Raw genomic sequence first — 13,644 nt, 5'->3', positions numbered from 1 at the left:
GCAACCACCATCCTTTGGTCACTGCCCGGCCTTTAAAATAGGCTGCTTATACACTCGCGCTGGTATCTAACGAGTCAAAGCTTTTGATTAGATCGTCAACTGCTTTCATTTGCTTTAAGTAGCCTTCAAGCTTATCTAACGGTAAAGCACAAGGACCATCACATTTAGCAACATTTGGATCTGGGTGCGCCTCAATGAATAAACCAGCAAGCCCGAGTGCCATCCCACTTCTTGCTAATTCAGCCGCCTGTGCTCTGCGGCCATCTGCAGAATCAGTGCGACCACCAGGACGTTGTAGCGCGTGTGTCGCATCAAAAATCACCGGTGCCATATGTTTCATATCATCCATACCTAACATATCAACCACGAGGTTGTTGTAACCAAAGCTGCTTCCGCGTTCACATAAAATTACATGCTCATTGCCCGCTTCATTAATTTTTTTGATGATGTGACGCATTTCATGAGGTGCCAAGAATTGCGGCTTTTTAACATTGATCACAGCACCTGTTTTTGCCATAGACACAACTAAATCAGTTTGGCGCGCCAAAAAGGCAGGCAATTGAATCACATCTGCCACTTCCGCAACCGGGGCTGCTTGGAATGGTTCATGTACATCAGTGATCACCGGAACGTTAAAAGTACGTTTGATCTCCTCAAAAATTTTAAGTCCTTCTTCCATTCCCGGCCCGCGGTATGAATTAATTGAAGAGCGATTCGCCTTATCGAAAGAAGCTTTAAATACATATGGGATGTTGAGCTTTGAAGTGACTTCAACATAGTGCTCTGCAATTTGCATTGCAAGATCACGTGATTCAAGCACATTCATGCCACCGAACAAAACAAAGGGTTTGTCGTTAGCAACTTCGATGTTTCCAACTTTTATAATCTGTGTATTCATATTTCAATCCAATTTAAACAGGTGAAGAACAATCAATATGCCCTGCTACCTAGTACACTGTATTTTTTATTCTCTTTGAGGGCAAATCTGCGATTGATAAAATCAAGCATAGTGCCATTATGGCAAAAAAGCTGAGTGCGCTTCTTAGTTTGGCAATACGATTCCTAAGAGCACTCAGCTTAACCAAAAACTCTAATTAAAGTGTTTAGAGCATATAATCTTGCACTTGGTTTGACTACTCGCGGTTAGTCGATGATCGGTATTTTACTTGCGTATTTTCAACGGCTATAACATCCACTACTTGTTGTGCTGACATGGCCAGCACACATCAGTGCAATATGTTATTGTGGTCGGCAAGCTCTTCTATTTGGTTCTGTATGATCTCAATGGTAGGGTCATCAGGGCATTCATCTACAAAAAACTGTAAATCATCTTTGGCCATTTTGGGGCAGTTAAGTTGATTGAGTAAATACCCTCTGTCACGTCTCTCGTAAGGGTCATCGCCTAATAGTTCCATTAGTAACTCAACACAGCTCAACGCGTGGCTAAACTTTTCAGCAGCAATAAAAGACCATTTTTGTTGAGCAAGATAAAGTTTGAAAGCCTCATCCCCTATGATCAACTCCATTGGCTCTTGATCTTTTTCGCTATCATTTTCGGGGGTTACGTACCAAGATTGCTGGCCGGAAGCCGGATCTATGATATAGCCTTCTTCACTACTTAATGCCACATGTACCATGACTTCATTTTGCATCAGTGCAACAGTCGCATTAAAGTTTGCACGCTCCAGAAGGTGCGCAAGCAAAATAGCCAACGCAGTGCTAGTGCCACTGCGCATTTTAATCACATAAGCGATGTTATTGAGTAAGTACTCAGGAACTTTTTGCCCCGTCCCGCTAAACAACCACTTGGTATAAAATGTATCAAGCAACAAGTCTACACGCTTGTGTACATCTTTTTCCTTTACACACATTTCGTCAACAGCCAACTCTAGCTCAGCCAATAGGCACAGCGTTTGCTCGGTGTCGGCTTGCGCATCCCAACGCTGTTCAGCATAAATGCTACGAAGTAATGCAGGCACGGCGTAATCCATACCTAATTCTTGCTGTTCATCAAACCAAGTATCCGTCATAGACTGTACTGCTAACCCATGTGAAAGTAATAAGGCGGTAGTGTAACACTTTTTAGCCCATTCCCAAGGGGAAATTTATCGCTCAATTAACTCGCTGATTATTCGAACACGCCGGGCTGTAGTGGGTTTTCTGGCAATAGATTAAAGAATAAATGCACTCTTAGTCGAAGCCAAATAACCAATCGCTAATAAAGCGCCTGTCGCCCCAAGCAACGCAGGGATTTGTTTTGCCTTACTTTTTGACTTCGCAATCACAAAGCCCAGTGCAATATAGCCCACAACAAGGATAATTTTTTCCATTAACCAAGGTTGTGAGCTAGGTTTCATTCCTAATGTTATTGCCAAATACACAGCAGATATAAGCAACAAGGTATCAACGCCATGACTGGTAATAAACACTAATTTTTGTTTTGCCAATTTGCCAGTTGCTAAACGGGATACTGAGCGTGTATAGAACAGTATGATACTCAACAGGGCAAAAATCATATGGGTATGTTTTAGAGCAATATAATCCACATCAACCTCACTCTTTATCTGGGTAACGCACCAAGATATCTTCTAGATCATCTATGATCTCATTGAACACCTTGACCAATTTCGGGTCAAAGTGCTTTCCGCTTTGATTGTTAATTTCTTTAATGACGTCAGGCAGCTCCCATGCTTCTTTGTAGCAGCGGCGATGGCGCAGTGCATCATATACATCAGCCAAGGCGACAATTCGTCCAAACACATGAATATCTTCACCTTTAGTGCCTTTAGGGTAACCACTACCATCCCACTTCTCATGGTGGTCTCTTGCAATGATCGCCCCTGCATTCACAATTTCCCGCTTCGAGTCACGCAATAATTGATAACCTTTTTTGGCATGGCTTTGCATCACTGTCCATTCTTCGTCATCAAGTTTTGCTGGCTTATTGAGTATGGCGTCAGGAATGCCCACTTTGCCAACATCATGTAAAGGTGACGCGATCCGAACGAGATCTGCTTCTCTATTTCCAAGTCCATAGCCCACAGCAAGCGCATGGCAAATATACGCTACACGCTTTACATGGTTGCCAGACTCAGTCGAGTGCATTTCCAATGCTTCACTAAGGCGATAAACAAGTTCTTGCTGTGTATCTTCAATTTCGGCTTGCAGCTGCACATTTTCGTACGCCAACTGCACATTTTGAGAAAATATTTCGATTAAGTGTTTTTGTGTATCGGTTAAAAACTCAGGGATCCCAGACACAAATAACATAGAAGCATGATTATATTCACTCGAGCAATATGAGAATAAATAGTTGTCTTTGTAAACTATGCTTTTCTCATTGAGGGCTTGTTTACAAGCTCGAATTTGCTCTTCGTTGAGGACGTCTTCTATCGGCTTACCTTCACATTTTGCAAACTCTCCTCGCCCAGTAAATACGACAAGTTCTTCACTGCATGTATCAGGTTCGTTGCTGGCAACTAGGGAGGTTGCATACATGGCTTCATCAACTGTGCCTAGCAGTGAGGTCAGTTGCTGCATAACGCCTTCGATAAACTGCTCGATTGAATGTGTTGCAAAAATATCGCGTGAGGCGGTAATAATTTTCTCAAGGCCTTGCCGAGATTGATCGATAGATAAAATATCTCGATAGGAACGCAAACTAGACATCACAACTGTAAACAGTTTTTGCGCGGTCAATTCTGTTTTAGATTTATAATCATTAATATCATAGTTAACGATCACTTGTCGTTCGGGGGCTTGTCCAGGCTGTCCCGTTCTAAGAATAATTCGGATATTGTTATTCTTTGCCGTTTCACGAATAAACTGCGCGACCTTAAGACCCGCGTCGTCAGTTTCCATCACCACATCGAGTAACACAATGGCTGCATCTGGGTGCTCAATAACCACTTGCTTTGCTTCTTCACCAGAGTAAGCACTGAGGAATTCTAGTTTTTTCTTTTGAAACTCAAAATCACTCAATGCAAGCTTTGTGACTGCATGTACTTCAGGTTCGTCATCGACAATAATGACTTTCCAAGTGCCACTTTGTTCCGTTTCTATGACATCTGTTGGCTCATCTGAAAACAAAAAATCATCCATAGAGAGTCCTTAACGCTTGTTTGACGCGGGCTGTAACTAAAAAATATTAATGCATTCAACGCATCACTGAGGCATTTGTGCCAAAGTTACTCTATCACAGCCTGCCATATCTTTTATTGTAAGTATATTGCGATAGTCCATTTGTGCAAAAATCTCTCTGACACCGCAACCTTGTTCAAAACCATGTTCGACTAAAATAAAGCCACTTGGGCGTAGGTATTTTCTAGCCTGCGAAGCAATATGGCGAATATCAGCATAACCTTTTTCTGGTGCAACCAGCGCTGACAAAGGTTCAAAGCGAACATCTCCCTGCTTTAAATGAACGTCATCACTTTCGATATAAGGAGGGTTGCTGACAATTAGGTCATATAGCTGCTCAGGTACATTAGAGAACCAATCGCTTTGTGCAATAGTCACATTATTTAAGCCATGCCTTTGTTGATTCCGCACTGCTAGTGCGACGGCGTCGTGAGAATAATCAACCGCCCATACTTGCCAATTGGGCATTTCAGAGGCAAGAGATAAAGCAATTGCGCCTGTGCCAGTGCCCAAATCTAACACTTTTGCCTGCTCAGGTAATGCTAAGTCAAGGGCATACTCAACCAAAGTCTCTGTATCAGGTCTTGGGATTAGCGTGCTGTTGTTAACATAGAATGATAAACTCCAAAACTCTCGTTCACCTGTAATATGCGCAACAGGCTCGCCTTGCAATCGCCGCGCAATATACTCTTTGAATAATTGTTGGTGTTTTTCAGCAAGTTCAGCTTCGGGCCATGTAAATAGGTAACTTCTAGGCTTGTCGAGGATATGCAGCAGCAGTACCTCTGCGTCAAGTTTGGGAGAGTCCGAATGCTCAAGCAATTGATTCGTAGCCCAAGCAATCGCTTGGGCATTGGACTGCGGGATCACCTTAGTCATCACCCATTGCAGCAAGTAAATCTGCTTGATGTTCAATCAGAAGTGGGTCAATGATCGCGCCCAGTTCACCACTGACTACTTCATTTAAGCGATAAAGCGTTAAGTTAATACGGTGGTCTGTAATACGACCTTGTGGGTAATTATAGGTGCGAATACGTTCTGAGCGATCACCACTACCAACTAAGTTGCGGCGCTCACTGGCCTCTGCTGCTTGGCGCTTTTCATCTTCAGCTTGCTGTAGTCGCGCTCCTAATACCGAAAGTGCTTTCGCTCGGTTTTTATGCTGAGAACGTTCATCCTGACACTCAACAACAACGCCTGTTGGAATGTGCGTAATACGAATGGCAGAGTCTGTTTTGTTGACGTGCTGACCACCGGCACCTGACGCTCTAAATGTATCTACTTTAAGGTCTGAAGGATTAATTTCTATTGCTTCAGCTTCTGGAATTTCGGCCATAACAGCAACAGTACATGCTGAGGTATGAACACGTCCTTGAGACTCAGTTTCAGGAACACGTTGTACACGGTGCGCACCTGATTCAAACTTCAACTTGCCATACACACCATCACCTTTAATATTGGCAATGACTTCTTTATAACCACCATGTTCACCTTCGTTAGCGCTGACAACCTCTACTTGCCACTTTTGCGTTTCAGCGTAGCGGCTGTACATACGGAATAAGTCACCGGCGAAAATAGCCGCCTCATCACCACCCGTACCAGCACGCACTTCTAGGTAAACATTGTTATCGTCTTTTGGATCTTTTGGCAGCATCAATACTTGTAGCTGATCTTCTAATTCAACAATCGCCGCTTTTGCTTCTTTATATTCTTCTTGCGCCATTTCGCGCATATCAGGATCTGAATCCTTCAACATTTCTTCTGCTGTAGCGACATCTTCTTGTGCTTGCTGATAAGCAGTAAATGTTTTTACAACATCTTCAAGCTCCGAGTACTCTTTAGAAAGTGCGCGAAAGCGGTTCTGATCGCCAATCACTTCTGGATCGCCTAGCATTGCTTCTACTTCTTCATGACGCTCAACTAGGGTTTCTAACTTACGATAGACAGACTCTTTCATCTATATATTATTCCTGTTCAATACCTAATGCCTGCTTAAGCAATATTAACTGCTCTGTATCCCCATCTTTTGCTGCCTTTTGGATAGCGTGCGTAGGGGCGTGAGTAAGTCGGTTTGTGAGCTTATTAGCCAACTCAAGCAAGACTTTTTCTGAATCTTTACCCGATTGTAGCTGATTTACAGCCTTTTCCACGAGCTCTAATTTTATTTCCTGTGCTGATGTCCTGTACTGACGGATCACATCAACCGATTTTAAAGAGCGCTGCCAATCTGCAAACTCTCTGGTTTTATCGTCAATGATCTCCTGGGCTTGTGTTGCTGCCTGTTCGCGGCTTGCGATGTTTTCATTGACGATGGCTTGTAAGTCATCAACCGTATATAAATAAGCAGCATCGAGTTCATTGACTTGGCTTTCAATGTCCCTTGGCACTGCAATATCAACAAACAACATAGGACGATACTTTCTTTGCTTTAACGCTTGCTCTACCACCCCTTTACCAATTATCGGTAAAGTACTTGCTGTAGAGCTTATCACGATATCTGCATTGTGTAATTCATCGGGTAGCTGAGCAAGAGATATGACATCCCCGCCAATTTCCTCGGCGAGATTTTTAGCACGCTCAATCGTTCGGTTTGCAACGGTAATGTGCTGCGGGTGATGTTGAGAGAGGTGCTTGGCAACTAACTCTATGGTTTCACCTGCTCCGATCAACAAGACCTTTGTTTTATCGAGCTTACCATAGATGTGTTTTGCTAGATTCACCGCAGCATAAGCAACGGATACCGCACTGGCACCAATCTCAGTTTCAGTGCGTACCTGCTTTGCAACCGAGAAGGTTTTTTGAAATAAGCGCTCAAACATGGGCTGGATCACATGATGGTGCTTCGAGCTGTTATAAGCTTGCTTTATCTGGCCAAGAATTTGCGGTTCACCTAACACCAATGAATCCAAACCGCATGCAACTCGCATTAAATGATTCACCGCATCTTGATTTTGATGAATATACACATTGTCAGCCAGTTCTTGTTGCGAAATATCATGAAAATTTGCCAGCCAACCGAGAAGCGCTTGGGAATTATCATTGTCGAGGCTACAATAGATTTCGGTACGGTTACAGGTAGACACAATCACTGATTCATGAAACTCTGATAACCGATTGAGCTGCTCCAAAGCACGAGACAATTGCTCTGGTGAAAATGCGACTTTTTCACGTAATTCAACGGAAGCGGTTTTGTGATTAATACCAAGTGCGATGATGGTCATAAATGCCAGTGTTGCCCAAGCCCTGCTTTAAAGCGGCCAATTTTACCAAAAATCAATCGAATATGGAAAGTAAGGAACCTCATTTGAAACAATTTCATTTGATTTTGCTCATGTTTTTTTTGTTTCTAGGTGGCTGTGCGCAATCACCCAAGCACCCAGCACAGGGACAAACGGCTTTAAATACCCTTGTTGAGTACAACAAATGGCAGGCCCGTGGCAAAATTGCTTTTATCGCACCTGATGATCGCCAGTCTGTGAATTTTAATTGGCAGTACACGAATAACAAGCAAGCACTCACACTCACTAGCTTCATCGGCACACAAATATTAAAAATGACTGAGCTTGCACAGTATAGTGAGCTAGTCATCGATGGTAAATCATATACAGGACCAGAGAGCGGCCCTTTAATTCAGCGTGTTAGTGGCTGGCAGCTGCCAATCAAGCAAGCACCTAGCTGGTTTACAGCAACTCGCTTTGAAAATGACTTCCAATTAGATAGTACAGGCCGAGTAAAACAGGCCAGTTGGCAGGATGAGCAGGGGAAAATATGGACCATAAAGTATCAACGCTACCGTAATTTTAGTGGCTTAACCCTGCCCGCAAGGCTGACATTGTCCCATCAAGACATCACAATAAAAATTCAAATTAACGCATGGCAGTTCGACTCCTAATGAATAAACTCACTCTAACAGCCCCGGCCAAACTCAATCTTTTTTTACATATTAATGGTCGTAGAGCCGATGGCTACCACGAACTTGAAAGTCTCTTTACTATGCTCGACTTTGGTGATGAACTGAGCTTTGAGTTAATCGACCAAGATGAGATTTTGATCAGCGGTGATGTGGCAGGCATTAACAAAGAAGACAACCTCATTTTTAAAGCCGCAAACGAACTACTTCCATATAGAAAGATGAAAAAAGGGGTAAACGTACATTTAACGAAACACTTACCGATGGGCGGAGGTGTTGGTGGTGGCTCATCTGATGCGGCGACAACCTTGCTTGCCTTAAATGCTCTGTGGGGCTGCTCGCTCTCTATACAAACTTTGGCTGAAATAGGACTCAAACTAGGCGCAGATGTCCCCGTGTTTATACATGGTAAAACCGCGCTAGCCCAAGGTGTTGGAGAAGAATTAAGCCCATTTGAACACCCGGAAAAATGGTATTTAGTTATCGCTCCAGGCGTTCATGTCAGCACAGTTAAAGTGTTCACCGATCCGAACTTACCACGCAGCACACCGAAACTAAAAACCCCTTGGAAAATGGCCGAGACACGGAATGACTGCGAAGAGTTAGTTAAAAAGCTTTACCCTGAGGTTGAAAAGACCCTGACGTGGTTGCTAAAATATGCGCCGTCAAGAATGACAGGAACTGGAAGTTGTTGTTTTGCAGTTTTTGATGACGAGCAAACAGCACTGCGTGTACTCCAGAAAATGCCGTCATCTTGGCAAGGCTTTGTAGCCAAAAGTGCACGTGAGTCGATCACTCACAAGCAATTAGCTACGTGGCTAAACAAAGAGAAGTAAATTAGTTTAAGTTAGCCTGTATTGACTGTGCTATTTTAGTCTTTGCATGTTAGTCCAAAAATTCAGTGCCTGAGGAACCCTACCGTGCCCGACATGAAGCTCTTCGCTGGTAACGCAACACCCGAGCTAGCTCAAAAAGTTGCAAAACGTTTATTTATTGAGTTAGGTGATGCCGTTGTAGGCCGTTTTAGTGACGGTGAGATCAGCGTTCAAATCAATGAAAATGTACGTGGTTCAGACGTCTTTATTATTCAATCAACTTGTGCGCCAACAAACGATAACCTAATGGAACTTATCGTTATGGTTGATGCACTTCGTCGTGCCTCTGCGGGCCGTATTACCGCAGTGATCCCATATTTTGGTTATGCACGTCAAGACCGCCGCGTTCGTTCAGCACGTGTGCCTATCACTGCGAAAGTGGTAGCAGACTTCCTATCAAGTGTAGGTGTTGACCGCGTTTTAACTGTGGATCTACATGCAGAACAAATCCAAGGTTTCTTCGATGTTCCAGTAGATAACGTATTTGGTAGCCCAGTACTTATCGAAGACATGAAAGAGCGTGACTTTGATGATGTCGTCGTTGTATCACCTGACATTGGTGGCGTAGTACGTGCGCGTGCTATTGCAAAGCTACTTGACGACAAAGACCTTGCTATCATCGACAAGCGTCGTCCTCAAGCAAACGTATCACAAGTTATGCACATTATCGGTGACGTTGAAGGCCGTGACTGCATCATTGTTGATGATATGATCGATACAGGTGGTACTTTATGTAAGGCAGCTGCGGCATTAAAAGAGCATGGTGCTAAGCGCGTATTTGCTTATGCTACTCATCCAGTATTATCTGGTAATGCAGCAGAAAACTTGCGTAACTCAGTAATTGACGAAGTCATCGTTACAGATTCAATCCCACTGTCAGACGAACTTCGTGCAATTGACAAGGTTAAAGTACTAACCTTGGCTGATATGATGGCTGAAACAATTCGCCGTATCAGCAACGAAGAATCAATCTCTGCGATGTTTGAACATTAATTCATTGCAAGATTAAATAAAAAAGCACCTAACGGTGCTTTTTTATTGCTCTAATGGTTTTAATCTAGCCATGATAGTGCTATATTAGCGCGCCTTTTTTACCTACTGAGTAGACAAATTTGTCAGTTCGATAGGTATACGCCAGAAAATTTGGTCGCGAGTTTTCTGACATTATTAACTTTAAATATTTTGGAGACAGTTATGTCACAATACGTTTTAGACGCTGAAGTACGCGTAGAATTAGGTACTGGTGCGAGCCGCCGCCTACGTCGCGCTGAGAAAGTTCCTGCAATCCTTTACGGTGCAGGCAAAGAAGTTGTTTCTCTTACTCTAGATCACAACAAAGTGATCCACATGCAAGAAGACGAAGGTTTCTACACTCACATCCTTACGCTAAACATTGGCGGTGAGTCTGTTGAAGCTATCGTTAAAGACATCCAGCGTCACCCATACAAGCCTAAGATCACTCACTTAGACTTCCAACGTGTTGATGCTTCTCAGAAGATCCACACTAAAGTACCAGTACACTTCATCAACGAAGAAGCTGCTACTAAAGGCGGTAACACTGTTGCTCACCACGTAACAGAAATCGAAATCACATGTCTACCAGCTCAACTTCCTGAGTTCGTAGAAGTTGATGTTGCTGCGTTAGAAGTAGGTGCAACTGTACACCTATCTGACGTTGCACTACCTGCAGGTGTTGTTTCAGTAGAACTAGCTAAAGGTGCGGACCACGACCAAGCTGTTGTTACTTTGAACGCTCCTAAAGGCGCTGCTTCTGAAGAAGAAGCTGAAGAAGCTGCTGAGTAATTTTTAAGGTGTTAACACCTTGAATAATATTCAAATGCTTGTGGGCCTGGCTAATCCAGGCCCCGAATATGCAAACACTCGTCACAATGCCGGTGCGTGGTTCGTAGAAGAACTGGCTAAGCGCTACAATTGCATTCTCAAACCTGACTCTAAGTATCATGGCCTTACGGGCAAAATACTTATCAATAACCAAGAATTTAAATTGCTTATTCCCACCACTTATATGAATTTAAGTGGCAAAGCAGTCTCAAGCCTTGCAAACTTTTTTAAAATTCCAGCCGAAAACATTCTCGTTGCACATGACGAAATGGATATGGACCCTGGTATCGCTAAAATTAAAAAGGGCGGTGGCCACGGTGGACATAATGGCTTGAAAGACATTATTTCTAAGCTTGGCAATAACAAAGAATTTATGCGCTTGCGAATAGGCATTGGTCACCCGGGTCACCGAGACAAAGTCACGGGCTGGGTATTAGGCAAAGCACCGAAAGCTGACCAAGAAAAAATTGATGCGGTCGTTGATGAAGCAGTTCGTTGCATGGAAATTTTAGCGAAAGACGGTGTGTTAAAAGCACAAAACAGACTACATTCATTTAAGCCGTAAAGTATTTTTATACGGCAACAATTTGATTAACTGAAGGTTCAAAATTATGGGTTTTAAATGTGGCATTGTGGGTTTACCAAACGTTGGTAAATCAACCCTATTTAATGCATTAACTAAAGCGGGGATCGAAGCCGCAAACTTTCCGTTTTGTACAATCGAACCAAACACAGGCGTTGTTGCCGTTCCGGATCCTCGTCTAGACCAATTGGCTGCGATTGTTAATCCACAAAAGACCATTGCAACAACGATGGAATTTGTTGATATTGCCGGTCTGGTTAAAGGCGCTTCAAAAGGTGAAGGTCTTGGTAACCAGTTCCTAGCAAACATTCGTGAAACTGATGCCATTGGCCACGTTGTTCGTTGCTTTGAAGATGAAAATATCGTACACGTTTCGGGTCAAGTAAACCCAGCGGATGATATTGACGTTATCAATACTGAGCTTGTTTTAGCAGATATGGAAGCGGCAGATCGTGCGGCTCAACGTAATGCTAAAAAAGCAAAAGGCGGCGATAAAGAAGCTAAATTCCAAAACGACGTACTAGAAAAAGTTAAAGCACACCTTGATGAAGGCCTAACATTACGTTCTTTGGAATTGACTAAAGAAGAACTAGTGGCAATCAAGCCGCTTAATTTCTTAACGATCAAACCGACGATGTATATCGCAAACGTACCTGAAGATGGCTTTGAAAATAACCCATTCTTGGACAAGGTTCGTGAAATCGCAGAAGCAGAAGATGCAGTTGTGATCCCAGTATGTGCGGCGATTGAATCTGAACTATCAGAACTTGAAGAAGAAGACAAACTTGAGTTTATGGCTGATCTTGGCTTAGAAGAGCCAGGTCTTAACCTCGTTATTCGTGGTGGATATGAGCTTCTAAAACTTCAAACTTACTTCACCGCTGGTGTAAAAGAAGTCCGTGCATGGACTATTCCTGTTGGTGCAACTGCACCACAAGCCGCAGGCAAGATCCACACAGACTTTGAGCGTGGCTTTATTCGTGCACAAACCATTGGTTTTGATGATTACGTTGAATACCAAGGCGAAAGTGGAGCAAAAGACGCAGGTAAAATGCGTCAAGAAGGTAAAGATTACATCGTAAAAGATGGCGACGTGATGAACTTCTTGTTCAACGTTTAATTACCCTTCTTAATGAACAGCTAAAAAAGCCCTTATGCAGGGCTTTTTTTGTTTCAACTGAACCACTCTATCTATTCATAAGCTCACTTTTATAGGCTTCCACCCTAAAAGGTACAAACTACCTTTATATTTTTTAAACCTGACTACTATCAATATTTGTACTTTTCTATTTGATTTGGTATAAAAACAGGCCGTTTCGCTTAATTTATCTGCAAACAATCTGTGATACGAAATTTTTTCGAAAAAAGGTGTTGACGGCATGGGGGCATATACGCATAATACGCCCCGCACCAGCGATGGTGATAAACGAAAAAGACATGGCTATGTAGCTCAGCTGGTTAGAGCACATCACTCATAATGATGGGGTCCCCTGTTCAAATCAGGGCATAGCCACCATGCATTTTCAAGTTGATTAGCAACTTTAAAACTAACTACCCTAATGTGCGGAAGTGGCGGAATTGGTAGACGCGCTGGATTTAGGTTCCAGTATCTTCGGATGTGAGAGTTCAAGTCTCTCTTTCCGCACCAAGTTCTCGATAAGAACTAAAATAATCGTTTCGTTGGAGTATCGCCAAGCGGTAAGGACAGAAGAGAGAGGTTTTGATCCCTCACTCATCCACCCCCAGATTCAAATCCTGGGACCAACAATTTAGATTTGAAGTTTCGTTGGAGTATCGCCAAGCGGTAAGGCAGCGGGTTTTGATCCCGCCATTCCCAGGTTCAAATCCTGGTACTCCAGCCAATGGCTATGTAGCTCAGCTGGTTAGAGCACATCACTCATAATGATGGGGTCCCCTGTTCAAATCAGGGCATAGCCACCATTTTCTTAAAAAAGAAAATACATGCGGAAGTGGCGGAATTGGTAGACGCGCTGGATTTAGGTTCCAGTATCTTCGGATGTGAGAGTTCAAGTCTCTCTTTCCGCACCATATTCTCGATAAGAATCAAAATAATCAACTACCATTGTTGGAGTATCGCCAAGCGGTAAGGCAGCGGGTTTTGATCCCGCCATTCCCAGGTTCAAATCCTGGTACTCCAGCCATCTCTTTATGAGATAAAATATGCGGAAGTGGCGGAATTGGTAGACGCGCTGGATTTAGGTTCCAGTATCTTCGGATGTGAGAGTTCAAGTCTCTCTTTCCGCACCAAGTTCTCGATAAGAACTAAAATAATC

13 protein-coding genes and 7 tRNA genes are annotated in these 13,644 nt (G+C 43.2%); 13 read left to right on the top strand and 7 right to left on the bottom strand.

From position 1 onward, the window contains the following. Positions 1 to 46: 46 nt before the first annotated feature. The 7 genes from kdsA to hemA all read right to left on the bottom strand — a co-directional run bounded on the left by kdsA (position 47) and on the right by hemA (position 7,361). A complete protein-coding gene (gene kdsA / locus N483_RS12825; RefSeq protein WP_023397315.1) occupies positions 47 to 898 on the bottom strand; it encodes a 3-deoxy-8-phosphooctulonate synthase in 852 nt (283 codons plus the stop codon). 328 nt (positions 899 to 1,226) lie between these two features. Beyond that, positions 1,227 to 2,030: a tetratricopeptide repeat protein gene (locus N483_RS12820; RefSeq protein ID WP_023397316.1), complete on the bottom strand. Its 804-nt coding sequence runs from the start codon at positions 2,028 to 2,030 to the stop codon at positions 1,227 to 1,229. Positions 2,031 to 2,171: 141 nt separating this feature from the next. Beyond that, a complete protein-coding gene (locus tag N483_RS12815; RefSeq protein ID WP_023397317.1) occupies positions 2,172 to 2,546 on the bottom strand; it encodes a SirB2 family protein in 375 nt (124 codons plus the stop codon). Positions 2,547 to 2,553: 7 nt separating this feature from the next. Then, a complete protein-coding gene (locus N483_RS12810) occupies positions 2,554 to 4,101 on the bottom strand; it encodes a DUF3369 domain-containing protein (RefSeq protein ID WP_023397318.1) in 1,548 nt (515 codons plus the stop codon). A gap of 63 nt (positions 4,102 to 4,164) precedes the next feature. After that, the gene (prmC, locus tag N483_RS12805) at positions 4,165 to 5,007 is read right to left on the bottom strand and encodes a peptide chain release factor N(5)-glutamine methyltransferase (RefSeq protein WP_036974954.1); all 843 of its coding nucleotides are present in this window, start codon (positions 5,005 to 5,007) and stop codon (positions 4,165 to 4,167) included. Positions 5,008 to 5,011: 4 nt separating this feature from the next. Next, positions 5,012 to 6,097: a peptide chain release factor 1 gene (gene prfA, locus N483_RS12800; RefSeq protein WP_023397320.1), complete on the bottom strand. Its 1,086-nt coding sequence runs from the start codon at positions 6,095 to 6,097 to the stop codon at positions 5,012 to 5,014. 7 nt (positions 6,098 to 6,104) lie between these two features. Then, positions 6,105 to 7,361: a glutamyl-tRNA reductase gene (hemA, locus tag N483_RS12795; protein ID WP_023397321.1), complete on the bottom strand. Its 1,257-nt coding sequence runs from the start codon at positions 7,359 to 7,361 to the stop codon at positions 6,105 to 6,107. Positions 7,362 to 7,444: 83 nt separating this feature from the next. Between hemA and lolB the strand changes: the two genes are divergently transcribed. The 13 genes from lolB to N483_RS12730 all read left to right on the top strand — a co-directional run bounded on the left by lolB (position 7,445) and on the right by N483_RS12730 (position 13,618). Then, on the top strand, positions 7,445 to 8,032 hold the full coding sequence (gene lolB / locus N483_RS12790) for a lipoprotein insertase outer membrane protein LolB (RefSeq protein ID WP_023397322.1): 588 nt from the start codon (positions 7,445 to 7,447) through the stop codon (positions 8,030 to 8,032). Further along, a complete protein-coding gene (gene ispE, locus N483_RS12785; protein WP_023397323.1) occupies positions 8,032 to 8,886 on the top strand; it encodes a 4-(cytidine 5'-diphospho)-2-C-methyl-D-erythritol kinase in 855 nt (284 codons plus the stop codon). The genes lolB and ispE overlap by 1 nt, the downstream gene beginning before the upstream one ends. Positions 8,887 to 8,970: 84 nt before the next feature. Further along, a complete protein-coding gene (locus N483_RS12780) occupies positions 8,971 to 9,918 on the top strand; it encodes a ribose-phosphate pyrophosphokinase (RefSeq protein WP_023397324.1) in 948 nt (315 codons plus the stop codon). A 201-nt stretch (positions 9,919 to 10,119) separates the two neighbouring features. Next, positions 10,120 to 10,728, top strand: a complete 609-nt coding sequence (locus N483_RS12775) for a 50S ribosomal protein L25/general stress protein Ctc (RefSeq protein WP_023397325.1) — start codon at positions 10,120 to 10,122, stop codon at positions 10,726 to 10,728. Positions 10,729 to 10,747: 19 nt separating this feature from the next. Beyond that, positions 10,748 to 11,332: an aminoacyl-tRNA hydrolase gene (pth, locus tag N483_RS12770; protein WP_036974945.1), complete on the top strand. Its 585-nt coding sequence runs from the start codon at positions 10,748 to 10,750 to the stop codon at positions 11,330 to 11,332. Positions 11,333 to 11,378: 46 nt separating this feature from the next. Next, entirely contained in the window at positions 11,379 to 12,470 is a 1,092-nt protein-coding gene (gene ychF, locus N483_RS12765) for a redox-regulated ATPase YchF (protein ID WP_023397327.1), read from the top strand. A gap of 319 nt (positions 12,471 to 12,789) precedes the next feature. Continuing rightward, positions 12,790 to 12,866 (top strand) — tRNA-Met (locus N483_RS12760). Positions 12,867 to 12,913: 47 nt separating this feature from the next. After that, positions 12,914 to 12,998, top strand: a tRNA-Leu gene (locus N483_RS12755). A gap of 139 nt (positions 12,999 to 13,137) precedes the next feature. Next, positions 13,138 to 13,212, top strand: a tRNA-Gln gene (locus N483_RS12750). Between the two features lie 2 nt (positions 13,213 to 13,214). After that, positions 13,215 to 13,291, top strand: a tRNA-Met gene (locus N483_RS12745). A 23-nt stretch (positions 13,292 to 13,314) separates the two neighbouring features. Further along, positions 13,315 to 13,399: transfer RNA gene (locus N483_RS12740), tRNA-Leu, on the top strand. A 38-nt stretch (positions 13,400 to 13,437) separates the two neighbouring features. Further along, positions 13,438 to 13,512: transfer RNA gene (locus N483_RS12735), tRNA-Gln, on the top strand. 21 nt (positions 13,513 to 13,533) lie between these two features. Continuing rightward, a tRNA-Leu gene (locus N483_RS12730) sits at positions 13,534 to 13,618 on the top strand. Positions 13,619 to 13,644 lie beyond the last annotated feature (26 nt).

It is taken from the genome of Pseudoalteromonas luteoviolacea NCIMB 1944, from assembly GCF_001625565.1.
Classification (GTDB): Bacteria; Pseudomonadota; Gammaproteobacteria; order Enterobacterales; family Alteromonadaceae; genus Pseudoalteromonas; species Pseudoalteromonas luteoviolacea_F.
The sequence above is the reverse complement of the archived record's forward strand: the minus strand, read 5'-3'. Positions and strand labels throughout refer to the sequence as shown.

Coding starts and splice junctions, on each gene's coding strand:
- kdsA (WP_023397315.1), bottom strand. CDS start 898: ATGAATACACAGATTATAAAAGTTGGAAACATCGAAGTTGCTAACGAC.
- N483_RS12820 (WP_023397316.1), bottom strand. CDS start 2,030: ATGACGGATACTTGGTTTGATGAACAGCAAGAATTAGGTATGGATTAC.
- N483_RS12810 (WP_023397318.1), bottom strand. CDS start 4,101: ATGGATGATTTTTTGTTTTCAGATGAGCCAACAGATGTCATAGAAACG.
- prfA (WP_023397320.1), bottom strand. CDS start 6,097: ATGAAAGAGTCTGTCTATCGTAAGTTAGAAACCCTAGTTGAGCGTCAT.
- hemA (WP_023397321.1), bottom strand. CDS start 7,361: ATGACCATCATCGCACTTGGTATTAATCACAAAACCGCTTCCGTTGAA.
- ispE (WP_023397323.1), top strand. CDS start 8,032: ATGAATAAACTCACTCTAACAGCCCCGGCCAAACTCAATCTTTTTTTA.
- N483_RS12775 (WP_023397325.1), top strand. CDS start 10,120: ATGTCACAATACGTTTTAGACGCTGAAGTACGCGTAGAATTAGGTACT.
- ychF (WP_023397327.1), top strand. CDS start 11,379: ATGGGTTTTAAATGTGGCATTGTGGGTTTACCAAACGTTGGTAAATCA.